28 protein-coding genes and 1 pseudogene are annotated in these 24003 nt (G+C 41.9%); 4 read left to right on the forward strand and 25 right to left on the reverse strand.

Annotated elements, in window-relative coordinates; genetic code table 11:
• Nucleotides 1-8: 8 nt before the first annotated feature.
• Nucleotides 9-215, reverse strand: coding sequence for a hypothetical protein (locus ACYQ3Q_RS00545; RefSeq protein ID WP_459926730.1), 207 nt, complete (start codon nucleotides 213-215; stop codon nucleotides 9-11).
• 402 nt (nucleotides 216-617) lie between these two features.
• Between ACYQ3Q_RS00545 and ACYQ3Q_RS00550 the strand changes: the two genes are divergently transcribed.
• Nucleotides 618-2348, forward strand: coding sequence for a methyl-accepting chemotaxis protein (locus ACYQ3Q_RS00550; protein WP_459926731.1), 1731 nt, complete (start codon nucleotides 618-620; stop codon nucleotides 2346-2348).
• Between the two features lie 95 nt (nucleotides 2349-2443).
• Here the strand turns inward: ACYQ3Q_RS00550 and dsrP are convergent, their stop codons facing one another.
• From dsrP to dsrJ, 3 genes are read right to left on the reverse strand one after another with little or no spacing between them, the layout of a single operon-like run.
• On the reverse strand, nucleotides 2444-3607 hold the full coding sequence (dsrP, locus tag ACYQ3Q_RS00555; RefSeq protein ID WP_459926732.1) for a sulfate reduction electron transfer complex DsrMKJOP subunit DsrP: 1164 nt from the start codon (nucleotides 3605-3607) through the stop codon (nucleotides 2444-2446).
• Nucleotides 3600-4394, reverse strand: coding sequence for a sulfate reduction electron transfer complex DsrMKJOP subunit DsrO (dsrO, locus tag ACYQ3Q_RS00560; protein ID WP_459926733.1), 795 nt, complete (start codon nucleotides 4392-4394; stop codon nucleotides 3600-3602). The genes dsrP and dsrO overlap by 8 nt, the downstream gene beginning before the upstream one ends.
• Nucleotides 4391-4801, reverse strand: coding sequence for a sulfate reduction electron transfer complex DsrMKJOP subunit DsrJ (dsrJ, locus tag ACYQ3Q_RS00565; RefSeq protein ID WP_459926734.1), 411 nt, complete (start codon nucleotides 4799-4801; stop codon nucleotides 4391-4393). The genes dsrO and dsrJ overlap by 4 nt, the downstream gene beginning before the upstream one ends.
• 465 nt (nucleotides 4802-5266) lie before the next feature.
• Between dsrJ and ACYQ3Q_RS00570 the strand changes: the two are divergent.
• Nucleotides 5267-5965: pseudogene (locus ACYQ3Q_RS00570) on the forward strand (C40 family peptidase).
• 132 nt (nucleotides 5966-6097) lie between these two features.
• Here the strand turns inward: ACYQ3Q_RS00570 and ACYQ3Q_RS00575 are convergent.
• The 7 genes from ACYQ3Q_RS00575 to ACYQ3Q_RS00605 all read right to left on the reverse strand — a co-directional run bounded on the left by ACYQ3Q_RS00575 (nucleotide 6098) and on the right by ACYQ3Q_RS00605 (nucleotide 11961).
• Nucleotides 6098-7114, reverse strand: a complete 1017-nt coding sequence (locus ACYQ3Q_RS00575; RefSeq protein ID WP_459926735.1) for a LysR family transcriptional regulator — start codon at nucleotides 7112-7114, stop codon at nucleotides 6098-6100.
• A gap of 382 nt (nucleotides 7115-7496) precedes the next feature.
• Nucleotides 7497-7700, reverse strand: a complete 204-nt coding sequence (locus ACYQ3Q_RS00580; RefSeq protein ID WP_459926736.1) for a hypothetical protein — start codon at nucleotides 7698-7700, stop codon at nucleotides 7497-7499.
• A 452-nt stretch (nucleotides 7701-8152) separates the two neighbouring features.
• Entirely contained in the window at nucleotides 8153-8416 is a 264-nt protein-coding gene (locus ACYQ3Q_RS00585; RefSeq protein WP_459926737.1) for a CopZ family metallochaperone, read from the reverse strand.
• Between the two features lie 99 nt (nucleotides 8417-8515).
• A complete protein-coding gene (locus tag ACYQ3Q_RS00590) occupies nucleotides 8516-8959 on the reverse strand; it encodes a hypothetical protein (protein ID WP_459926738.1) in 444 nt (147 codons plus the stop codon).
• Nucleotides 8960-9166: 207 nt separating this feature from the next.
• Entirely contained in the window at nucleotides 9167-9607 is a 441-nt protein-coding gene (locus ACYQ3Q_RS00595) for a hypothetical protein (RefSeq protein ID WP_459926739.1), read from the reverse strand.
• A 219-nt stretch (nucleotides 9608-9826) separates the two neighbouring features.
• Nucleotides 9827-10507 carry a GGDEF domain-containing protein gene (locus ACYQ3Q_RS00600; protein ID WP_459926740.1) on the reverse strand — a complete coding sequence of 227 codons (681 nt, stop codon included), beginning with the start codon at nucleotides 10505-10507 and terminating at the stop codon, nucleotides 9827-9829.
• A 20-nt stretch (nucleotides 10508-10527) separates the two neighbouring features.
• Entirely contained in the window at nucleotides 10528-11961 is a 1434-nt protein-coding gene (locus tag ACYQ3Q_RS00605; RefSeq protein WP_459926741.1) for an HD-GYP domain-containing protein, read from the reverse strand.
• A gap of 743 nt (nucleotides 11962-12704) precedes the next feature.
• Here ACYQ3Q_RS00605 and ACYQ3Q_RS00610 point away from each other — a divergent pair.
• Nucleotides 12705-12830 carry a hypothetical protein gene (locus ACYQ3Q_RS00610; protein WP_459926742.1) on the forward strand — a complete coding sequence of 42 codons (126 nt, stop codon included), beginning with the start codon at nucleotides 12705-12707 and terminating at the stop codon, nucleotides 12828-12830.
• A gap of 20 nt (nucleotides 12831-12850) precedes the next feature.
• Nucleotides 12851-13012: a hypothetical protein gene (locus ACYQ3Q_RS00615; RefSeq protein ID WP_459926743.1), complete on the forward strand. Its 162-nt coding sequence runs from the start codon at nucleotides 12851-12853 to the stop codon at nucleotides 13010-13012.
• Nucleotides 13013-13444: 432 nt separating this feature from the next.
• Here ACYQ3Q_RS00615 and ACYQ3Q_RS00620 read toward each other — a convergent pair whose 3' ends face one another.
• From ACYQ3Q_RS00620 to ACYQ3Q_RS00685, 14 genes are all read right to left on the reverse strand, one after another.
• Complete coding sequence (locus ACYQ3Q_RS00620) at nucleotides 13445-13735, reverse strand: hypothetical protein (protein ID WP_459926744.1); 291 nt, start codon at nucleotides 13733-13735, stop codon at nucleotides 13445-13447.
• Nucleotides 13736-13987: 252 nt separating this feature from the next.
• Nucleotides 13988-14239, reverse strand: a complete 252-nt coding sequence (locus tag ACYQ3Q_RS00625; protein WP_459926745.1) for a hypothetical protein — start codon at nucleotides 14237-14239, stop codon at nucleotides 13988-13990.
• The gene (locus tag ACYQ3Q_RS00630; protein ID WP_459926746.1) at nucleotides 14236-14889 is read right to left on the reverse strand and encodes an ABC transporter ATP-binding protein; all 654 of its coding nucleotides are present in this window, start codon (nucleotides 14887-14889) and stop codon (nucleotides 14236-14238) included. The genes ACYQ3Q_RS00625 and ACYQ3Q_RS00630 overlap by 4 nt, the downstream gene beginning before the upstream one ends.
• 13 nt (nucleotides 14890-14902) lie before the next feature.
• On the reverse strand, nucleotides 14903-16036 hold the full coding sequence (locus ACYQ3Q_RS00635; RefSeq protein WP_459926747.1) for an ABC transporter permease: 1134 nt from the start codon (nucleotides 16034-16036) through the stop codon (nucleotides 14903-14905).
• Between the two features lie 11 nt (nucleotides 16037-16047).
• Nucleotides 16048-17337 carry an ABC transporter permease gene (locus tag ACYQ3Q_RS00640; protein WP_459926748.1) on the reverse strand — a complete coding sequence of 430 codons (1290 nt, stop codon included), beginning with the start codon at nucleotides 17335-17337 and terminating at the stop codon, nucleotides 16048-16050.
• 10 nt (nucleotides 17338-17347) lie between these two features.
• On the reverse strand, nucleotides 17348-18604 hold the full coding sequence (locus ACYQ3Q_RS00645; RefSeq protein WP_459926749.1) for a Fe-S-containing protein: 1257 nt from the start codon (nucleotides 18602-18604) through the stop codon (nucleotides 17348-17350).
• A gap of 72 nt (nucleotides 18605-18676) precedes the next feature.
• Nucleotides 18677-19309 carry an iron transporter gene (locus tag ACYQ3Q_RS00650; protein ID WP_459926750.1) on the reverse strand — a complete coding sequence of 211 codons (633 nt, stop codon included), beginning with the start codon at nucleotides 19307-19309 and terminating at the stop codon, nucleotides 18677-18679.
• A 112-nt stretch (nucleotides 19310-19421) separates the two neighbouring features.
• Nucleotides 19422-20612: an FTR1 family iron permease gene (locus ACYQ3Q_RS00655; RefSeq protein WP_459926751.1), complete on the reverse strand. Its 1191-nt coding sequence runs from the start codon at nucleotides 20610-20612 to the stop codon at nucleotides 19422-19424.
• A gap of 367 nt (nucleotides 20613-20979) precedes the next feature.
• Entirely contained in the window at nucleotides 20980-21111 is a 132-nt protein-coding gene (locus ACYQ3Q_RS00660) for a CcmD family protein (protein ID WP_459926752.1), read from the reverse strand.
• A gap of 10 nt (nucleotides 21112-21121) precedes the next feature.
• On the reverse strand, nucleotides 21122-21808 hold the full coding sequence (gene ccsA / locus ACYQ3Q_RS00665; RefSeq protein WP_459926753.1) for a cytochrome c biogenesis protein CcsA: 687 nt from the start codon (nucleotides 21806-21808) through the stop codon (nucleotides 21122-21124).
• Nucleotides 21808-22491 carry a heme exporter protein CcmB gene (locus ACYQ3Q_RS00670; protein WP_459926754.1) on the reverse strand — a complete coding sequence of 228 codons (684 nt, stop codon included), beginning with the start codon at nucleotides 22489-22491 and terminating at the stop codon, nucleotides 21808-21810. Before ACYQ3Q_RS00670 ends, ccsA begins: the two co-directional genes overlap by 1 nt.
• Entirely contained in the window at nucleotides 22492-23190 is a 699-nt protein-coding gene (gene ccmA / locus ACYQ3Q_RS00675; RefSeq protein ID WP_459926755.1) for a heme ABC exporter ATP-binding protein CcmA, read from the reverse strand. It abuts the gene before it with no gap.
• Nucleotides 23174-23641, reverse strand: coding sequence for a hypothetical protein (locus ACYQ3Q_RS00680; RefSeq protein WP_459926756.1), 468 nt, complete (start codon nucleotides 23639-23641; stop codon nucleotides 23174-23176). The genes ccmA and ACYQ3Q_RS00680 overlap by 17 nt, the downstream gene beginning before the upstream one ends.
• The gene (locus ACYQ3Q_RS00685; RefSeq protein WP_459926757.1) at nucleotides 23628-23996 is read right to left on the reverse strand and encodes a hypothetical protein; all 369 of its coding nucleotides are present in this window, start codon (nucleotides 23994-23996) and stop codon (nucleotides 23628-23630) included. The genes ACYQ3Q_RS00680 and ACYQ3Q_RS00685 overlap by 14 nt, the downstream gene beginning before the upstream one ends.
• Between the last annotated feature and the right edge of the window lie 7 nt (nucleotides 23997-24003).

Below are 24003 nucleotides of genomic sequence, written 5' to 3' on the forward strand. Positions count from 1 at the left end.
CGGTTAAGTTAGGTCGGAGAAAATTTGGCTTGGTTATTAAACATCCTCAGCATACAAGTCATCACAACATGATCACCCTCTACCAGGACCAGTTCCTGATCTACTTGATTCTGCGCAAGATATCTTTGAGCGTCGGAAAAGATCTTTCGAGCATCGATTATACTTTTGTATTTTCCAACGATGCCGTTTGTCTTCTTTCCCTTCAAGATAAGCATAAATAATCGTCCTTTCGTAGGCTACCTTTCGAATTGCTTCTGAGCACCACTACACCGTAAGATCTTAGTGAAAATCCCCCAATGCTAAGTGAATAATATTTGTTGCCTAATTCACGTTCCCCCTCTGAGAATAATAATCAAACTTGTAAATTACCATGTATAAATCCTACTATATCAATTGGATTATTTGATGAATAAACTGTGAATATCTTATGAAGAAGGAACCCTAATTGATGTGCTTGCAGATCATTCCCTTAACTCTAAGGACCATTTGCTGCCCAGAATAAAACATCTTTTTCTAATAGCTGCTTCCCGAACAACAAATTTACTTGAACAAATGCAGGATATTTATTTTGGGCGCAGAATAATACAAAATTAAAGAGATTTGTAGAACATAAAGGAGTGAATTGTTTGAAATTGGAGAATAAAGGGCTGGGCTTTCAGGTCACAGTCTTGATGCTGTTTATTGCTTTGGCAGCAGGGGTTGTCGGAACCATCGGAATTTACGGGATGTATCAAATGAATGATACTTCGAATATGGTTTATGAACAAGATGTGGTTCCATTAAACCAACTCTCGTATATACGTTACGATGCCCAGGTCTATCGGTCGGATGTCGCATTAGCAGTCGGCGCGCGCACCCCCGAAGAACGGCAAATTTTCTTAGCTGATATTAGCGAGAAAAGTAAGGATATAGAAGAACATATGGGCCAGTATGAAGCTATTTCAAAATCTGCCCAGGAGTCAGATTCTTGGAAACAGTTTAAAGCCGCCTGGAATGATTATGTAGAGGCATCTAAAATTACCATTCAAGCTGCAGAAGAAGGTCGGATGGACGATGCTAAAACCAATATGTATGAGGTCGCTGGAACCAAACATCAGTTAGCTGGGGATATCCTTCAAAAGATAGTGGACTCCAAAATGGATGCAGTAAACATGCACAGTACTATGACCACAAACGAGATCTTCAAGAAGGCAACACGCATTTCAGTCATTCTTGTCGTAATTGATGTCTTAGTAAGCTTCGTCATTGGCTGGTTTTTGAGCCGGGCCCTCGGCAATATGATGCGTAATTTTGTACTCAATGCCAACGAAATCGCCTCGGGGGATATTGGTCGGAAGAAGAAGGCCCCTTGGAAAGCTTGGAACCGTGAAGGGGCTGAACTTCTAAAAGCCTTTGGCGATATGGTGATCTCCTTGAGAGATACTATTACGAAAGTTGTCGACATGGCCAGTCAATTGGCACGAACTGCTCAGGAAATGCGCTTAGGCGCCGAACAATCAGCTCACGCGGCAGAACAGGTCGCCTCCTCGGCAACTGAAATTGCAACCGATGCTGAAATGCAAGTCCAAGAGATGACGCAAAATCATGAACGGATAAGTCTAATGATCGATGAGCTAAACCAAACAGAACAAGATGCCGAAAAAGTAAGCCTAGCATCCAGTCGTTCCGCTGAGCTTTCGCGCAATGGAAATATCGCCCTCGGACAAGTGGTCAAGCAAATGGATGAAATAGAGAGTCAAGTTCATAGTCTGAGCCAAGTGATTGGAGACGTGGATGAAAAGTCCGAGGAGATCGCTAAGACGGTGCAAATCATCGACAGTATTGCGCAACAAACCAACCTCTTAGCATTAAATGCTGCGATTGAAGCCGCACGTGCTGGAGAAAACGGTCGCGGATTTGCGGTTGTTGCAGAAGAAGTCCGCAAACTTGCCGAGCAAGTTCAAACAAGCTTAGTTGATATTTCTCAGCGAGTACAGGAAATGCAACGGGCTTCCCGGAGCGCCCATCAAGGGATGAAAACTAGTGTAGATAGTGTAAATCAAGGAAGTGCCTACTTAAAAGAAATTTCCAATCAATTTACCGTAATCCTCGGTTCAGTGGAAGAGAGTGCTGGATTGGCTCAGGACATTGAAACCACTGTGCAGAAAGTACAACAGGACGGTGAACAAATAAAAATTGGCATGCAAACCGTCGTAAATCAAGCTGAATCCACCTCAGCAGGCACACAGACCACAGCTGCCGCTGCAGAGGAACAAAACGCCTCTGTCGAGGAATTGTTCGCCTCGGCAGAAAGCTTAGACGATTTAGCTAAAGATTTGAAGAAGTTAATGGATTACTTTAAACTATAAAACCTATCAGATTTTAAGACTTAATGAGCATTTTGCATTGTCTGAGAAGCCAGATATCCCATGATCTTTTTCTTTAATGCCAGAACTCCCGAGTCCTAGGTTTCTTTCTGTTCCCTAACCGAAATAGCAATCTTATAGAGGATTGTAAGGAGCAGCATCCCAATCGCATAGACCCCCAGTGTCACAAGTATCTCGGTGTAAGTTATCACATATTCAGTGACTCTATCAAAAGGATTTGGAATAAATCCGCCAATCACCAAACCCATTCCTTTGTCAATCCAATTAGCTGCAATGATCGCTATAAGGGCCACGGGCAAGATTTTGTCATTCTTTCGTGTACTCGGAAAAAGCAGCAATCCGATTCCTACAAAGGCTAGAATAGTGGCTGTCCACATAAAAGGAACCAGTTTTGTATGGCCCTCAAGCCCGACGAAGAGATATTTAAGAGGAGCCTTGGCTTCGGGTATATTACTATAAAAGGCTGTGAAAAACTCAAGCCCGTAAAAGAAAACATTTGCTATCATAGCATAGGTAACAATTTTGACTAGCGCTTGAATGGCACCAACGCCCGGGTCTGGGTCAAATCTACTGACTCTTCTTACCAATAAACACAAAAGAATCAGAATTGCTGGGCCAGCTGCAAAAGCGGAGGCCAGAAATCGTGCTGCCATAATTGCGGATAACCAAAGATGCCTGCCCGGTAGACCAGCGTATAAGAACGCTGTCACCGTATGAATACTGACTGCCCAAGGGATGGAAAGGTAAATGATCGGTTTTACCCACGCCGGCGATGGACTTCCTTTGCTCTCAGCGCCTAGTGTCGTCCACCCAATCACAATGTTAAGCACGAGATATCCAGATAAGACCAACATATCCCAAAACATCATGGAATGGGGGCTTGGATACAAAATGACATTCAAGACTCGCAGTGGTTGACCCAAATCGACAATAATAAATAGCATACTCATAATCACAGAGGAGATCGCTAAAAATTCACCGAGGATGACCATCTTACCGAATTTCTTAAAGTCATGAAGATAATACGGCAAGACAAGCATAACGGCAGAAGCAGCGACACCCACGAGAAACGTAAACTGGGCGATGTACAACCCCCACGAAACATCCCTACTCATGCCCGTTACTCCCAAGCCGTAGCTATATTGCTTAAAGTAAGAGTAGAAGCCTACCGCGATGACAGCAAGTAAGAAAAAAACCCATGTCCAGTATCGTCGACTACCTGTCAAAGCTCTTTCAAGCAAGCTCCCCACCCCCTACTAGGTAGTACACGCTTGGTTGGGTACCCAGCTCAGGTTTACGCCGAATCGTGTACTGCGAACTAACAATTTTTTGCACCTCAGATTTGGGGTCATCTAAGTCTCCGAAAATTAACCCTCCGTTGGACTCTTCCACACACGCTGGCATTAGACCTTTTTCCAATCGCTCCACGCAGAAATTACATTTTTCCACGACCCCCTGTGTTCGTGTGGGAAAGTCTGGATTTGTTGTCTTGATAAAAGGCCTTGGATCCCTATAATTAAAGCTTCTCGCTCCGTAGGGACATGCCGCCATGCAAAATCTACATCCAATACAACGATGCATGTCCATGTCGACAATCCCATCGGGTCTCTGAAATGTAGCCTCAGTGGGGCATGCCCTAACGCAAGGAGGATTCTCACAATGATTGCACAAAATTATAAAGGGATAGTTTTTTACACTTTCTTTCATATATCTGCTATTCTGACTAGGAAATGCATGTTCATAATCCTCATTCCATATCCATTTGATCTCCTCCTTAGGATTTCCTAGGGATGGAACGTTATGGACACTATGACACGCCTCAATAACTCGATTATAGTCTTCTTTGGTTTTAAATTTCCTCATATCTACAACCATAGCCCAACGTTTCGCTACCAGACCTTGTTGAGGTGCTTCATATTCGGAAGCCTCCACTTTCCTGTGGAGTTCGGTAATAACAAATGTTCCCCCAATTCCTAATGCAGTAACCATACCAGCTTCTCTTAAAAATCGCCTTCTGCTTATACTCATTTCGTGGGGTCCTTTGGCCAAATATGACAAATCCAACAGTTCGGATTTACGGCTGTATGTGTATGGCATGAAACACAGAATTGGTCAGACTCTTTTGAAGCCGGATCAAAATGACAGTTCACGCACGTTTGAAGACTATTTTCGAATGACTTTCCTTGACTATTAATATATACCGTTTTGCCATTGCGCACGGCTTCCTCTCTCCATTGGCTCAGAAGTTTCATATGATTGGGCCTCATCCATTCCACAGGCTCGACACACTGCTTAACCGCTAGTTTCTGTATAGCTGGAGTATTCAGATTTACTACAGGTCCCTTGTTGGATTTCCCTATATTATAGAAGAACGGTAAGCTCAGTAAAGCAACAAAGACAACAAGCGACGCAATTATTTTTCCTCCTTTGTACATTATCCATTACCCTCCTTTTGCGGTGTGTTGGATTCCCCCTTTAAATGATCCTCTCTTTCTCACAACTTTATCAGAGACCTTGTAACCACAACTCTTATATACCATTAATCCCTACATATTATCTCTAAATTGTAGTCGATTATGTAAAATGAGTTCAGGTAAGATCAGCATACAAAGCAAAGGCGCACGAAGGACTGAATTCACTATCTAGTTTCTAAAGAGATAAAAGTGGCCGAGGAATAGATCCTCAGTCACTTTTATTTTATCAATATTGAACTCTCTTCGCTCGATGATCAAAGCCAAAGAAAACTGCTTCGATTATTCCAACTTAACAATTTAACAATTTAACAATTTAACTTATCCGCAAATTCACAAGAAATTCATAAGTTTTTCATAGTAAGTTCATAAAGATATGCTATCTTGATCAAGCAGGTGACAACTTGTAAAAAAGAAAGGAGATGTCACATGAAAAAACTAATCAGCTTAGCAATCCTTGGTGCTTTTCTAATGCTAGCACCAGCCCAAACAGTTCAAGCTGCAGTGGGGGATACCTTGTTAAAGGTAGGAACAACCAGTTCAGATGTTGTTCAGCTACAAACTGAACTTAACTATCTAGGTTATAACGTCGGCATAGTCGATGGAATCTTTGGATCAAATACTCAGGCAGCAGTAAAAGCTTTCCAATCTGCTCAATCTTTGAGCGTAGACTGAATCGTAGGTCCCATTACTGGAAACAAGCTTAACACTCTTTATGCAACCAAAGTAAGTCAAAAGAATAATACCCAATCCCGACAAGAGAAAGCAAATGCTATTATCACAACTGGTAAAAAGTATATCGGTGTTCCATATTTATGGGGTGGGACATCTCCTGGGACAGGTTTTGACTGTTCAGGGTATGTGCAGTATGTCTTTGCCCAAAACGGGATTTCTTTACCAAGAGTTTCCCGAGATCAGTACTTGGTCGGAACTTCCGTGGACTTTAATAACCTCCAGCCGGGAGACTTAGTCTTCTTTTCCATAGCCGGAAATGGAAAGGTCGACCATGATGGGATCTATATTGGTAATGGTCAATTCATCAACTCTTCCAGTTCTAAAGGTGTCGCCATTTATAATCTTGGTCCCTATTGGAAATCTGTTTATGTTGGCGCTAAACGAGTATTCTGATCGTTCCAAGCAAACTTGATTGGATTTTTAACTTGGGGAGATAACTAAAAGCACAGACCCTTAATAATCGGTCTGTGCCTTTCTTTATCTTATCCTTGGCATCCGTTTGAAATAACAATGTCACTGCCATTGTTATTGCCCATGTATCTGCCCTTTCCGACTACTCACTGCTGGGTGAGTAAAACGAACCTCACTCGCGTGTTTCTTTATTTCATTATAATTCTTTCTTAAAATATCCGATAACAACTCGTGATCATGGAGTAGATTGATTAAAACGTGCTCATCTTTGGTCTGGGTGGTTTGTGTATTGGTGAGAATACTGAAAGGTCGATAAACGAGTGCATCTTGAATTTTTAATGTCTTGAATATTTTCCGGTCGCATTCACTGCTGACAGTCAACGAAGAGATAATGCTAATTCCAAGTCCTGCCGAGACCACTTGTTTAATTGCCTGAATACTTTCTAGCTCCATCGTTACATTCAATTGATTCAGATCAAAGCCTCTCTCTTTAAGGGCTGTCTCCAACACCTTGCGAGTCCCGGAACTTTCCTCTCTTGTCACCAGACGCTCATTTGGGAGTTCAGCTAAGGTAATGCTATTCTTTGAGGCCCAGGGGTGAAAATGAGGAATCACAACTACCAATTCGTCATCCCAAAAATTCTCGACTTTAAGGTCTTTATGCTGAGGGGCTGTCCCCTCAATTAGGGCTATGTGCATTTTTTTCTCTGAAACATCTTGAGTAATCGACTCCGTATTACTGATCTTTACTTTGAATTCCACGTTTGGGTGGGTCTTAGACAAATACGCCATAATATTGGGAAGAATATACTCTCCGATCGTTAAAGTCGCACCGAGATAAATAAGTCTTCTCTGATTAAGTCTTCTCTGATCTTTTGCCCGGGCGCTCATCTCCTCTTTTAAACTCGCAAGAATGTCCAAGATACTTCGAATACACGCATAGAAAATTTCACCCTCTTTGGTCAAAGTAACCCCTTTATTGGTACGGTCGAAAAAACGAACACTATACTCGTTTTCCAGACTCTGAATCTGCAAACTGATACTGGATTGACTCATGTGGAGATTCTTAGCTGATAACGTAATGTTATTGGTTTCTGCCACCTCTTTAAACACAAGCAAGTGTTGTTCCATGATGATGCAGCTCCCTTCCTAAATCCTATATCCACTATATCTATAATTTAAGTTCTCTCCACTTACTGGTGCATCCACCTTAATTTCATTGTCCGACTTTTAGATGCACAATCCCTCACTAAACATGGTTTTCTTAATGTACTAAAACTATACCTTAGGCCGTTATTAAATAAAAAAATTAAGACGTGCCCTTTTAACAGACAAGCCTTAACTATTTTTCATTATATTCCCATTTCAACCTCAACGTTAGAGCCCTTTTTCTGCAGAAGGCTCCATAATGACCGAGCGCGTTATGTTTGGCAAAAAATATGACGCGCTTTTAGTCTATTGCTGTTGCCCACCTAAAATGAGCAGTCGATGCCCCCCATACAAACCATTAACGCTAATCATTTTTAATAAGCTTTTTTTCAATCAAATCACATAATTCATTAAACAATACACTGTCTTCAATTTTCATGTTCACTTTACGCAAGTATTTTAAAAACTCAATAGGAATGCTTTCTTTCGAATTAACCTCATTTGCTACTATGAATTCATTTATTATAATTGTAATTGTCCCAATATCTTCCTTAATAACTATTTGCATGTTTTAGCCTCGGTTCTTTTAAAATAATAATATGATTCCACTGCATAAACCCCGAAATTGCAAAAAAGGTTTTCTTACCATTTGAAAAAGTCATTCGTCTATTCACACTTCCTATCATTGAGCCATTTCCACTCCGTTATGCAAAATTTATTATCATCTATTCGTCACTGGTCTTTCAGTGATCGCTGCTTTATGTATGGTTTGATAGAATTAACTCAGAAACTTTCCCTCTTAATATCAAGGCGATGGTATGCTATCCTAAAATAGAGGATTATACATCTACTGAGTGAGGAATAATCCTTGAATTTGCAAAATTCCCAATGAAAAGGGGCTGTAACAAAACAAGTTGCAACCCCCTTATCAGGTTATATAATTGGCCCACTTCCAGTTACACAATGTCTGGATCCCCTCAATAGAGTAGTGCTCTCCTCTCCTAAACATAAACAAACTTACTAATTATTGATGACCCTGTAACCAGCCTCATCAACAGCTTTTGCAAGGGATGTACGATCAGCGGTTCCAATAACCACTGCCTGTTTATGAACTAAATCCACTTCTGCTTGAGTAACTCCAGGAACTTTCAATAACGCCTTCTCAACTGAACTTTTACAGTGCCCGCAAGTCATCCCCTCAATTTTTAATACAATCCCATCTTGTGGATTCAAGGTATTTCCCCCAAAATGGCCTTTATTCGAATGTCCACAGCAACCACTCATTTAACATCGCTCCTTTTTATAACCTAGATATAATCTTTAGGTCTTTTCCTCAACTAAGGTAGTGCAAAATACCATTTTAGATCCAGTAATTCCCAAGCTTTAAAAATTCATCATGTTGCTACCTGTATTAACTGTTCCACTTCCATTCATCATCGAGCTTCCAGAATTGGTATTCCCACTTCCGTTGGTCATCATGTTTCCTCCGGAATTATTCATGAATTCGTTCATTTTATCAAGGTTATCTTGTCCCATTTGGGCCTTAACATTCGGATCTGAATTCATGAGATCTTGCATCGCCTTAACATCCCCTGTTTGCATGGCGTTCTGCATCCCCGATGAATTATGGAGATCTTGCATAGTCGTTGAATTCATCAAAGTTTGATGTTGACCTGGTGAAAAGGTTTGCTGCATGAAGCCTTGCATTTGACCCATCCATCCGCTGCCTTGCTGAGTCGTTCCAGCTAGAGCTGGTAAAGCTATTAGCCCTACTGCTAAGGTTGCGGTCCCTACGATTGCCGTGATTTTTTTACTAGTTTTTTTCATTAAATATTCCCCCTAATTTTAATCTTCATTCTATAGCTTTGCTTCATTTGGATTTGCTGATCTTCCATGTCCTTAGTGTAACTCTTGGATACGATCATCTCATGAAAAAGTTGTGAATTTCTCATGAAGAAGGGACCCCGATTTAGATTCAGGGTCCCTTCATTTCACTTATAAAATTTGCGTCAGAGGAGCATTGTCCCTTGGGATTTATTTTTCACCTAGAGCTTCCTTTACCAAGGGTTGTAGTGCTGGATCTTTTAGCATAGCCTCAAAGGTCGCTTTCATTTTAGGATCAGACATGATCTCTACCATAGGCTTATACATAGATGGATTAGACATGATATTCACCATGTTATCCTTGTTTTGGCTACTCCCCATTATACCCATCATATTCTTTTGTACATCGCTATTTTTCATCACATCCATCATCACAGGCATCATTTGTGAAGACCCCATTATTTTTACCATGGACTGGCGAGTATCCGGTGAACTTAAAACATTCATCATTTCGGTAGTATTGCTCGTCATATATTGGGTCATGTTGCTGGTGTTCATCATATCCTTATTTTGACTGCCGCAACCAGCTAGACTTAACATGGCGATAGAAATTATAGCTACAAGCATTATCAATTTAATATTCTTCTTCACAACCATCATCTCCTACTCTTTAAATCACTTTAAATAATTTCCGTTAATTAAACAAGCTCAACCATAGGGGCAAGGGCTCTCATCGATTACAATCCAAAAAATGAGCGACTACCAGAGGACAATAAGTACAAAGAATGTCCTAAAAGGCTGAATATTACGAGACTAACACGTTAATTTATAATAGCTCCTATAAACGGTCACCTCCTTAAAACTAAAACGCTAGCTCGATATTGAACAATTCTTACCACTATGTTTAGCTTTTAAAAGCGCTTTGTCAGAAGCAACAATAACATCATGAATATATCGCCCATCGTCCGGATAACTCGAAACGCCCAAGGAAACAGTTATCTGGGGATATGGTTGATTATCAAGTCGACTTATTTCCGACCTAATTTTTTCAGCCATCTTCATCGCGTTCTTTTTATCGCAATCTAATAAGAGCAGGGTTATTTCCTCCCCACCATATCTGTATACTCGGTCGGTCGCGCGGACACAGGCTTTAATAGTCTCTCCTACCTTTTTGAGTACATTATCTCCAATGTCATGGCCAAAGTGATTGTTGAAATCTCTGAAATTGTCAATATCGAGAAATATAAGGGAATACAAACCACTATCGTCAACATCTTTAATATCCTGATCAAAAGCCCTTCGGTTTAGAAGTCCCGTTAAGCTATCCGTCTTTAGGTTAAACTTCAATTGCTGGTTTAAGCTTTTTAGTTTCTCATGCCTTCTATAAAAAAGAACAGCCACAATAAAATTCGTTAACCCAAACAAAGTCCCCGTTATGATGCAATGCAAAACAAGGTTATTGAATAATGGCATAGCCATGAAATACAAGAGTACTACTGAATAAAGTATCCCGGTAAATACCATAGCTATTAACAACCATAATTTACTCATACGGTAAAAACTCCCTCTTCTTAAGTAATCGCCAAAAGTTTCTCTTCACATTCTAAAAAAGCTTCTACCACATCCGGATCAAAATGCTGGTCTTTATCCGCTACAATTCTATTCATCGCTTCTAGATGGGAGAGTCCTTCTTTATAAGATCTCTTAGATCGGATTGCATCATACGCATCGCAGAGGGCGAAAATCCTTGCTTCCAAAGGAATCTCCTCACCTACAAGTCCCTCTGGGTATCCTTTTCCGTTAAATTTCTCGTGGTGATATGCGCAAATATTCATCCCCATTTCGAGAAAAGACTCCGTTAAATGGTATTTTTCAATCGTCTCTCTGAGTACATTTTGACCAGTGAGTACATGTTTCTTCATTTCATCGAACTCTATATCCGTCAGTTTGCCATTTTTCAATAAAATGGCATCTGGTATTGCTACTTTACCAATATCGTGCAACGTGGCCGCGTAATAAAGGTTGTCTAAAAAGTCACGAGTAATAATCTTTTTATACCTTTTATGCGTACTTAATTGCCGGGCTAAGATCACAGCATAATCTCTTGATCTTTCTAAATGTTTCCCTGTCTCTGGATCACGCCCCTCTGCCAAAGTAGCAAGTGAAAAGACGATAGCCTTTTGTGTATTAATCGTTTTATTCAAGACTGAAAAATTTGTAAAGATGCTGACCACAACTAAGCTGAGAAATAGCAGAAATAAGGCTCCGAACAGATAAATTAGTTTACCTAAGGTAACTTTCAATAAAGGATATTGATGATATGCTGCAATAATAAATGGTTGATCAGCAAAGATCTTAACATTGGAATAATGGATCATTTCCAGCTCGGTAACTGGGTACCAACCAGAATTACCCGTTAAGTCATAACCAAGGTTTTTGATATTGAACGTTCCAACTTTCTGATCGAAGAAAACATCTACACCATCATCCGTATGAATAAACAATTGGTTGTTGGGGAGTATCTCAAAAGCGTTGATTAAATCAAGATCAATGAACAAGACTCCTTTTTTCACCTCTTTATCATCGGATAAAGGCAAGGCAAGTGTCATTAATACCCGCTTCGTTACGTTAGTCCCTTCTTCTTCTGTCGCGAAATAAATTGGAGAAAGTGCTATCTGCTCTTTCTCCAATGCAAGAGCTTTTTCGAAGAGTTCGCTATGTATCTCACGATTACTTAAACCATTAGGCCAAAAAAGTGGCCTTTTCGTTTCGCTTTCTACCTTTAACATCTCTGCACCAGACAGATTTGTGACCGTCATCTGGTACGATTGTTTACCCTCCAAAAAACCCTTGAGCACTTTCTCTGCTCCACTTTTTTTTAGCGGGTCAAATTCTTTGGCAAAGTACGATTTTATATCTGGTAGCGCTAAGACAAAGTCTAAGTCCCGCTGAAGGTCTGAAAAATAATTGCTTACAATCGTTTTCCCTGAAGTTACTTCAGCCATGGTTTTTTGACTTCTCCATTGCGCTTCCTCTTCATAGACCTGTCTCGTCCCTAAGTATAAAGATATTCCGAAACTGACTAACAAAAGGAAGATGACTATAAGATATACCAGGTTCTGGCGTATTAATTTTCTTATTAAGAATGAATCTCTTCCTAGCTGAGTAGGGAAACGCATCATAATTTTTGTTATCCTTTGTCCTTAATTTAATAATACCAATGGTTCCCACTTGACATAACCTATTATAGCAGTTATACAGCCGAAGTTGTGAATAAGATATGAATTTGTCTAAAAAAATATAATAATGGGAGTTGATATGGTTCAGTAAAAAGAATAATACCCAACCCCGCCAGAGAAAACAAATGTTAATATTGCAACTACTAAAAAGTATATCGGTGTTTCATATTTATAGAGTGGGACATCTCCTGAGATGGGTCTTTACCTTGGGGAGATGACATAAGGCTCAGACCCTTAATAATCGGTCTGAGCCTTTAGTCATCTAAGCTCTTATACCCTGTTTCCTTCCATTTTTGGTTTAGTGGGGGAATTTGTAATTTGTTTTTATCGAGCTACTTTAGAAATTATCTGCATGGCAATGATCTCCCGAGGCATAATAATGGCTTGTGTTTACGACACATTTGATTCCTTATCACCTTATTCTCAACGCAAATCTTATTTCCATATTGTTCCATTTAATCCACACTATACATATTATGAACTATCTCTTAACAAAGGAGGAAATGCAAATGGCATTCGTTGGTACTGGTGTTGATGGAGCCTGCGGTTGTGGAACTGGACGTGGCTTTGGTGCAGGAATCGCTGCAGTTGTCGTAATTATTCTTTTGCTTATAGCAATGGGAATCGTATTCTAATTTAGGAAGGAGGAAATGTAATGTACGGAATGGGTTATGGTGGATATGGTGGAGCTTGCTGTCATGTTCCTGTCGCCCCAGTTGCACCAGTTGCTGCTTATGGCGGCGTTGGTGTTGGGGTTGGCGTGGGAATTATCGCAATTGCAATTCTAATTCTTATTGCTTTAGGTGTGATTTTCTAACAAATACTATTAAAAGGCTATCATCTTTATTGGTGGTAGCCAGTTCATTATTGATACCTCTTTATAAGGAGTTGATATATGTTTGGTTTTGGATTTCTACCCTTTGCTCTGGGTTTTGGTTTAGGGGCTACTATAGCGAGACCTCGCTATTACCCATCCTCATATCCCTATGCCTATGCACCATATCCTTACGGATGGTATTAGTAAGTCAAATATACAAGCTCATCGCTTAAGCAGTTATCCTAAAAACACCTTCTAAAATTTATTAAATAAATAAAGTAAGGAGAGGTTAAAACTCTCCCTTTTACATCTTAAACATGAACCAATTTGCACGCATTCTAAATTTCCATATTACTATTAAATTAGCTATTTTAGTGCTGAACAAAAAAATGAATCCTCCAATTATAGGATTACTCATTGAAATCAATCCACTCACTCCTCTGAATAAAGCTTCAGAGGGATTGGATTGCGTCTTTTCCTTGCTCGAAACATTGTAGCCAAGCTTGGATTGGCCAGTATAGATAAGCGAAGAAGCTCTGCTCGTATCTCTCTAACAATACTTTGATTTGACTCTCTGTTATTAGCGACGATAGAGTCAAAAAAATCCTGGTAATAAGTAATCTGATCGCTCATCTGTTCAATTGATTTTTTATTTTCCCTTTGCATATTGTTCATTTTCTGTACTTCCTTCAAAACGAGCAATAGCTTATCGTCCTTTTCCACAAGGCTATCCCTCCTAGACTCAGCTCTAATTTCATTATATTCATACATCACTTATCGTGTAACAGATAATAATCACTGTCGATGTGTAATTTTTATTCCAGTCTGAAGGAGCTGTATCTTTAGGTTTATAAGTTTTTTCAGTTGTTCATTTAATCCCTGAACAATTTCGTTAGTAATTTTCAGGGTTAAATACTTATAGATCTAACCCCACTATAGACCCTCCACTTATGCGGAAGGTCTATCAGTCTTGACTTACTGCTTGGTTTTATGACAACTGATACAGTTAGGCCGGTCTAGATGCTTTGTAATCTTTGCACCATTAGCCCCGCTTTCATGGCAGGACTTACAGTCCATATCTTGGGTAACCTCATGAGGAATAGCAGGAATTTTAGCCACTTTTGTGGCTGGAGCTGGGGCTGGGGTTGGTTCTTTGGTTCCACTGCACCCCGCCAGAATAGCTGCTAAGAGAACCGCCAGGATTAAAAGAAGTCCGCGTTTTTTCATGCGATATGTGTCAACCTTCCATGTTCTAGTCTTACTCTCCGCTGCGCCAGTTCCCCTACTTCATTGTCATGGGTAACCATGACAATCGTGTGCCCTTCCCTGTGAAGTTCTTGGAATAGTTCGATCACTAATTTTTCATTGTCTTCATCCAAATTCCCTGTCGGCTCGTCAGCTAAAATTAACGCAGGATAGTTAATTAGCGCCCGTGCAATGCACACCCTCTGCTGTTCTCCGCCAGAAAGCTGGCTAGGCAGGTGTTTGGCACGTTGAGCTAAGCCTACCCGCTCTAAGGCTTTGAGGGCTTCCAGTTCGTCGGTGAGACTATGGTAATACTGGGCCACCATTACATTTTCCAAGGCCGTTAGGTGAGGAATAAGGTGAAACTGCTGGAATACTAAACCTATTTTTTCCCTGCGAACCTCGGTTAATTCTTTGTTTGACCGGGCTGTTACCTCAATTCCATCGATTGAAACAGAGCCACTGGTAGGCTTATCCATACACCCAATAATATTAAGCATGGTACTTTTTCCGGATCCGGATGGACCCATTATGGAAACCCATTCCCCCGGGGCGACGCTTAGATTAAAATCCTTTAAGGCGTGGACATCGCCGTAGGATTTGGTTACATTCTTTAATTCTAAGATGTTCATACGTTTCTCCTTTCTACTCCCCTTTAAGTACCAAGGCTGGTTCAATGTTGGCCGCTGTCCGTACCGGCATGATCACTGCAACCCAGGCTACCAGAACAGATAAGATGATTACCGCCAGAAGCACTGAGGGCCTAAGCGTAATATAGGCTTTAAATACACTCAGCCCGATAACTTGGGCAATCCCCCAACCCACCAGCGAACCCAGCACCCCGCCAGTCATACCCAGGAGAGCGCTTTCCCCTAAAAACTCACCGGCAATGGCTCGGTTGGTTGCGCCTAGGGCCTTGCGCAAGCCGATTTCCCTTCGCCTTTCCATGACCATTGCCATCATGGTTGTGGAGACACAGAGCAAGGTTGAAGCCAGGATTACTATGACTACTAAGTAAACCAAGGTTCTAATTTTCTCAAGGATAACGCCCTCTGAACGGGCAATTTGCTGGATAGGGTTTGCTTTAATGCTCGGCTCGACCTGGCTAATTTTTTCTGCCAAGGTAATCAACTCTGCCGAATTTCCCATAATGCTTAGATAGGCAGTATGAATTTGCCCTTCTTTGCCTAGAAGTCCCTGGGCTTTTTTTAATTCCAGAAACACCTGATAATCTTCCGTGCTGCCGGTGGAAACCATGCCCACCACTTGTACGCTCTCAGTTTTCCCTGTTTCTTCCGCGGTTATGCTCAGTTTCTGGCCAACGTTCAATTCCAGCTGTTCCGCCAGGGCGGAACCCACCACGATCTGGTTATTTTCGCTGGGCCAGGCTCCATCTAATCTCCAGTAAGGACTAACCTTTTGGATCCCGGAAAAGTCTACTCCAACCGCCACGAATCGTTGCTTGTTGCCTGTGACGATCCCATATAGGTAGGGAGAATAACCAATTGTTTTTTCTTGGGGTACCTGCTCCAACACCCGGTTTAGTTTTGCTAACTCCAGGGTGCTGCCTTCTTGCTGCCGGGCAGGTACCAGCACTAGATTTGCACCATAACTGCGCAGTTCTTTGCTCATTTTCAGGGTAATATCTTTATAAACACTTAATAATCCGGAAATCACCCCAATGCCCAGCACTAGGGCCAGCAGGGCAATCGCTACACGAGATTTTCGGTTTTTCAGGGCTGCTGTCACCATTCGTAAATACATTGCTTTTTTAGTCATTTTTAACCCCCTTACCTGCCGTGCAGAACTTCTGCGGGGCGCAGGTTTACCAGCATGCGCATCGCGGATAGGCTGCCCAAGAGGGCAACTCCCACAGACAAGATTAGTACAATGGGAAGAACCATTATTTTTATTGACAATCCGGAACCAAATACCGCTTGACCAATAACCTGGGCGAAACCTAAGCCCATCAGGTAGCCCAGTACCCCTCCGATAATTCCGCTAATGACTGACTCCGCTACAAACAGGGCGATAACCTGCCAACCCTCCGCTCCTAGGGCCTTAAGTAAGCCGATTTCCTTGCTGCGCTCCAAGACCTTGGTGGTCATTAGGCTTGATATCCCCAGGGCGGCGCTGAGCAGGGCCGCTGCCGTTAAGAGCAACATGAGCAGTTGAATCTTTCCTAAGATCAATCCTTCCGATTCAGCAACCTGACGGATAGCATTGGCCCTTACCCCAGGCAGAATTTCTTCGATCTGATAGGTTATGGCCCCAACATAGGCTGTACAATACCATCGTTCATACTCTTCGCTGCTTAAAGACTTAGGATCTTTTGCGGCCCGACGGGCCAGTTCGTTTTCCGGAGTGGTCAGAGCACTTACCTCTACCTTACTCACCTTACCCGAGGTTCCCTGTAGTTTCTGGATGAGGGCTAAAGGCACAAATACCTTCTGGTCATCACCGCTCCCACTGTCAAAAACCCCTGCAACCTTAAGGGCTTGTTCCTTGCTTCCAGACGGAGTGTTTACCAGAACTTTTATGTTGTCTCCCTGTTTTATCCCGGCCTTTTTAGCCAGTTCCGTCCCTACCATGGCCTGATTTTCCGAGCTGTCCTCTGCCCACTGGCCGTTAACCTTCCACCATGCTTTAAGGCTGGCGGCACCCGTAACTACCTTTTCCCCTGCGGGAGTCGTAATTTCTTTGTTAAACCAGGTTCCCACCAGAACGATGTCTTGATTCCCCGTTGTTGCTGGCTGTTCTAGGTACGGAGTAAAGGACAGAATATTATTGGCCCAAAAGATGGTTTTTAAACTGCTTAAACTTGCTTCTTCAAGGAAAGACTGACCCTGCAAGGGATTGTATTCTACGCCGCCGATGTTCAGCGGGACAGTTTCCACCCTGGGTTCTACCAAGATGTTGGCTCCGTAGGTTTTAAGCTCCCGGTTTACCTTATCCCCGATATCCAGGGAGATATTAAGCATAGAACTAGCCAGAGATGCACCAAAGGCGATAGTTACTACTGCCAAGAGTTTGCCCTTTAGACCTTTGGAGAACGACTTTTTCAACATACGCCAGAACATGGTGTCACCCCTATTCTATAAACACTTTTTCTTTTTGCATTAAATCCGCTGTTTTTATAAGAATACTACCGTTTTCCACCTTGTTGAGGAAAGGAATAGGATTACAGCCCCCGGGGAAGCCAATGGTTTGCTTATTGATGATTACATCACAATTTAGGCAGACCACGTTATCACCCCGCTGGTAATATCCCACCACCCCGCAGATTTCGCAGGCATCCAACCCTACGCCAAACAATCCATTCCCTTTGCCAACAACGATAAAGCGCATAGTTACATTATTCGGTGTAACAAAGGTAAAGCGGTGCAGCTTGTTATCATTTACCTGAGTCACCGGAATTGTAATTAGCCCGTTTTCCGCCTGCACAGGAACTGGAGGGGAAAGTTTAACTTTTTTATTAGAGTAAACGTGTCCCACCCCTAAGAGCGCCCCCGTTGTTAAAATAAGCACTCCGGTAACTGCCAGCCAACGAAGCTGGTTACGATATTCCGCTAGGAACTTCCGCCTTAGAGCAGGGTTTTCATATTCCTGCTGAACAGGTTTCTTGCTACCAAGCCTAGCCAGTATAACCTGCACTGCTACCAGTAACACCAGAGCATAGAAAAAGAGCGGGTAGTAGGTATTGATCACTGGGGCTACCACAGAAACTAGCACCGGGGTTACCGAGATATATCCCAAGGTCATTCCTAATTGTAACAAGCTGATCAGATGACGAGCCAAGACAATCGTTACCAGAGTTGCCGCAGTGATGATCACCAGTTGCTTATTCATTTTCCTGGTTGACTTAAAATAGGACCAGCCGAACAGGGCTGCCAGAAAAATTCCGAACAGTGCCCCGATTACTTTCAAAATCAATTCCGTATTGATAAAACTGCGAGCCTGCACGAAAATTTTCATCGGAAAGCCCACCAACTCTATGCCTTCAACTGTAACCAGTAGGACTGTTGTCAGTAACACCAGAGGGCCCACCGCAAACTGGGCGGACTTAGACTTTGAAGTAAAGCGACTTGTTAAAATTAACAACACTAGAATCGGAAATATACTGCTTAACCAGGCAAACTCAAACAGCTCTCGGTTTCCCCAAAAGTCGACTCCATACACAAGGACAGTGGCAAAAACCAAGGCTAGGCTGGTGCCGGTCCATACATAGTTAACTTTGCTCTTCATGTTAGGTGACGTTAGGAAAAGGTTAAGGTAAAGCAAAAGCGAAACAACCAACAACCCCGCCTCAAAACTACTCTTTAAGGTATAGACCAAAATCCCTAGCAAATTTTCTCACCCCTAGCCAATTAAAAATTAATGAAAAGAGCCCGGTCAATAAACCGACCGGGCAATGCCTAATTACCACTTACGGGGTACGAAAGAAAAGTCCCAAGATACCTCGATGGGCTTAGTCCAGAATTTACCCGGAACCCCGGTAGCTTTATCCGTATGAATTAAGAAATCCTGTTTTTCTGGAGACTCGATAATGAACTTTACGGTATAGTTACCTGCTCCCAGCATCTTCACGTTAGCACCATAGTGGGAGCCGTCTGAGGCATTCATGGGCATAAAGCTACCGGACTGTTCCTTACCGGTATCCTTATTTTTCAATTGGTATTTTACAGTTAAGTTAGGTATGAACTCCCCATCTCCAAAGCCCAGGGGATTGTTCTTTATGGCTGAGATATCCGCTTCCAGGTGAATATCAGATTCGGTAGGCTTTAGGCCTGCTTTTTGGACAGGTTCCATTTCTACGGGCTGGAGATATACCGCACCTATGCTCATACCCTCAACTTCTTGTGCATCTCCAATCGGGTATTCCCGGAAGGAAGCATCGCCCGCTTTGGCCTCCTCCTGCTTTTGGGTTGAGTCAGATTGGGCAGTCTTCTGTTCAGAGGTGGCAGCAGGTTTATTTCCTGCTCCACAACCTGCCAGGGTTAAAACTCCTATCATTAGAATGGCTACAAGGCTAAAGTATTTATATTTTTTCATCGGTTTTTCCTCCAATTTCAATTTTAATTGATTTTCATATTCATTTATTTATGGCTGACAATTGTTCCATCTCTTTCATTTTCCTTGAATTGTAATGATATCTTTTCTCATTTCAAGTGAGCCTTGCTTTTCTATTTTTGGCTTGAAATGCGAATCCAGCGACAGCAATGGCCAAAAGTAGCAGTTGCGGGGCCAAGGTTTCCCAGGTGGGGTAAATCCCCAGCCAAGCTACGGTGGGAATGTTTACACTAGTGGAGCTTATTACACCGGCAGTCTGCAGTTCACCTACTCCCTGACCAGCAAACACAAAGGCTAGGTAATAGAGCAGGAAGCTCGTCCCAAGGAAAAAGGGTTTCATGGGAAGCTTAACACTGCCGTAACGAATGATGGTAAAGATTAAACCCAAGGCCAGTATACCTACCCCCAGACCGGCCAAAACCATGCTCAAGTCTGTAGTTCCACTCATCATGGCTTGGTAAAACAACACGGTTTCCGCTCCCTCTCGGTATACCGCTAGGAAAGCTGCGCTCCATAGGGCAAACGTGCTGCCCTTATTAAGTGAACCCTGTACCTTGCCATTTATGTAGTTCTGCCAGCGTTGGGCTTCGGACTTACTTACTAACCAGTAGCTGACTGAAAACAGTACCACCACTGCCAGCAGCATGGTAGCTCCCTCCAACACTTCCCGGCTAGCCCCACTGATACTAAAAACCTTGGTCAGAACCCATGCGGTTAGCAAGCTTGCCACTAGCGCAGCAGCCGTACTCTGGTAGATTACTTTAACCTTTTCTTTGTACCCGGATTTAACCAGGTAGGCGATAATTGCCCCAATGACGAGGATCGCTTCAAACCCTTCCCTGACGATAATTAAGAAGGAAGCTAAAAACGCTCCGAATCCGGTGGAACTCTCGCCCAGATCCCCGTCAAGGGTTTTTGCGTCAACCTGCAACCCGCTAACCAGCTGTTCAATCTGCTGCTTGATTTGCGAGGCAGGCACCCCTTTGACCATGTCCTTTTTTAGCTGTTTGAAAGCCGTCTCCACTTCCGCATTACGCTTAGCGGAGATATTCAGTCGGACTGCCTTCTCCATTTGACCACTTTCATAGGGTCCGAAGTAAGCCTCATCCACCAGGTTTTTCGCACCAGTCATATCGCCCTGCTTATAAGTGGTATAAGCATCCTGCAAATGTTTATCGATTTCCTCGACCACACCGCTAAAGGACTGACCTGCTGCCATAGCCGCAGGTGCTAAACCCAAGATAAGTATTAAACCTAACAACACTACGGCTAACTTTTTTCTCAAATGTCAATCTCCTCCCCCAGATTCAATAATGATATTCATTATCAATTGAGCTAATATTACTGAACTTATGTCACAGAAATGTCACAGGTTTTTAACATTTTTGTGACATAAACTCTAGCAAAAAAAGAGCATCCTTTTACAGATACTCTGACAAAACTAATATACTTTTACATGCCGTTATTAAAGTGGTTCATCGCTCAACAAAATCGATTACAGCAAGAATCTCAATGAGTTCTTGCTCTGTCATTCGCGCTTCTCGCAACTGTTTTGCGTACAGTCAATGATTAACTTAGGGGGTTTTATAAACGAACTTTTAAAAAACAGCCGACTATGAGTACTAAAACTCTCTGTCGGCTGTGCTCCTGATTCACTTTTCTCCTAACACCATTTCCAACTGTTTCAGCTGTGCCTGAATAGTTCTTTGTCTAAAATCCAGGTAAATGACATAGCCAAATAGTAATACCCATATCACTATATATCCCCAAAACAAATAATCCATTGGAACCTCCTTAATAGGCTTTAAGAGCCTCACTTTTAAGATTTTGTATTTTGCGTTCCACTTGCTCAATCTTAATGCTTTTTAATAGTAGTACGAAATAAAGTAAGGTAAAGGTTAACAAGCATACCATTAAGGTAGTAAGCATAGAGGGGGGCAGGCCAATGTTATTGGCTTCAAAAACGACCGGATGGATGGTTCGCCACCACCGAACCGCCATGAACACGATAGGGACGTCTATGAATCCAATGATCCCAAAGACAGCAGCTAGTCTAAGATTTTTTTCATGCCCTTTCGCCGAATTACGGATAATTAAATAAGCTAGATAAATAAACCATAATATCAATGTGGTGGTCAACCTAGGGTCCCATGTCCACCAGGTTCCCCACGAAGCCCTGCCCCAGATTGGACCCGTAATCAACACAATAGCCGTAAAAACAACCCCTACTTGGGCCGAGCTTCCGGCAATAATATCATATAGTTCTGATTTCGTTTTCAAATACATTAGGCTTGCTATAAAAACTATGAAAAACGCGAAGAACGCAACCCATGCTGATGGAACGTGAAAATAAAAAATCTTCTGGACTGGCCCCATTTGCCTCTCTACGGGGACCCATTCAAACACTAAATACAAAGAAACTCCCATTGAAACAAAGGTCAAAGCCAGCAGGACCCTCTTCAGCAAAGAAGTATAGTTCATCAGTCCACCTCCATAAGGTAATCAAACAGCAATAAAGGCACCACTAGAAAAACAATATCGTAAACCAGAATTAGTTTAATCCACGGAAGATATTGCTTAAGCATTAATCCAGCAAAAATTGCTGAAGTTGCCTCTATTGAAGCCAATAAAACTGGCACAAGTAACGGAAATAGGATAACCGGCAGCAGAGCTTCGTTAGACCTGAGATTACTGGTTAACGCAGCAAGAAAGGTTCCCACTAAAATAAAGCCCACCGAACCGAGTAACATTGTTAATAACAAAATCCCTATAGATCCCTTAATTTCAAGATCATAAAAAATAAAATACAAAGGAAAGGTTATTATTTCCACAAAAAGAAGTTGTACCAGGTTGCTTGCCGCTTTACCGATATAAATGTGGTAAGGAGCAATTGGAGATGACAAGATACCTATTAAACAGTCATTAAATCTCTCCCTAGCATAGGTACGGTTGAGACCCAGAATTCCTGAAAAAATCAGACTCATCCAAATAAGTCCGGGCAAAATTTCCCTGACAGTCTGTCTTGACGGTTCGAAAGCCATGCTGAATAGGACTAATATCAGAACCGAAAAAGTAACCATGGTTATAACAGATTCTTTAGCTCGGAGCTCGCTGACCAAATCTTTTTTAAAAATGGTCATGATTAAAGCCAGCGCCCTACTCATTTAACAGACCACCTTTTCATGGTAGATTCTTAGTAAATCTCCAGCTTGAAGATCCTCTGTGGGAAAATCGGCTGCTATCTGGCCTTTATTGACAATTAATATCCGATCAACGTCGTCCATACCCTGTTCAAAACTATGGGTAACCATGAGTATCGTTTTGTAACTAGACTTTAGATCTTTTAATACGTCTTCAAGTAAACTTATGCCCTGCTGGTCTAATCCTGTAAAAGGTTCATCCAGCAATATTACCTCAGGGTTATGAATTAACGCCCTTGCTATGGATAGTCGCTGAAGCATGCCTCGTGAAAAGGTATAGACTGGCTCATTTAATGCTAATATGAGACCTACCTTTTTAATAATCGTAATTATTTGCTCTTCCAGATTGTCAATACCATATAAACGTCCGTAAAACTGAAGATTTTCATAGGCTGTAAGCTCTGGATACAAGAAAGAGCTATGTGAAATGATGCCAATTTTATGTTTCAATTCATCTTTAATGTCAACTAAAGATTTGTCCCCAATTTTAACTTCTCCTGAATCTGGTTTGGAAATTAAAGCCAGTATTTTCAGGAGCGTCGATTTCCCAGCCCCATTAGGTCCTAAAACCGCTACGAACTCTCCCGTAGGAATCCTAACTGAAATGTCCCTTAGTACATTTTTTCTACCATAAGTTTTACATAAATTAGTCCCCTCTATCAATGGTCTTTCCCCTCTCTTCTTCTTCCATTTTCTTAAGAAGAGCCTTGTAACTAGTTAACGTCTTAGTATATTCTTCCTGATTTATCTTCCCTTGGGCAAATTGTTCTTCGAGTTGGCTAGTTTTGGCTAAAATTATTCGCTTTTTGATCTCTGCATTAGCCACATCAACTTTTGGTTCTCGCTCTTGAGCCTTGGATTGGTTTTTACGTCCTCTGTATAGGAAGGTGCCTGGAATAATAACGAGCATTAAGCCAATAAAAGCTACCAAGACATGCGGATCAAAGCCCTTTAACGTGCCTTTATTCCACTTTGCTATATGGCTCGGCGTATGAAACACTACTTTATCCTGGTATCCTGAGGTAAGGGTGGGGGTTGCCTGAACCCCCAAAGCAGGAAGAAGGGAGAAAACTGTAAGGCCACCTAAAACCAGAAGCATTTTAACCTTTTTCATCGGCATCTGATCCCTTAAGACTTTTTAAGTCAGCTTCGATTTCTTCTTCTAATTTTCTAACCAGATCCATTTCGTTTACCCTAGAAACTTTGTCATTATCTTTGAGTAGCCGTACAGCTTTTTCTTTATATAAAGCTTTCAATTCCTGATAATCATCGACCGTTAGCTTATTCATATTAAAGTCAAATTCGATTTCTCCTATGGAGGACATGACTATTTCTTTTTGCTGTTCATAGCCGAGGGGTTTATTTTTCGCCGTCTTAACTTTCAAGTTATGAATATCCTTCTGAATTAAAGGGTATCCGATAATTACTAAAGCGCCTGCAAGCATGACTAACCCTATAACCGCTTCCAATCCGACC

It is taken from the genome of Desulfosporosinus burensis (assembly GCF_054657535.1).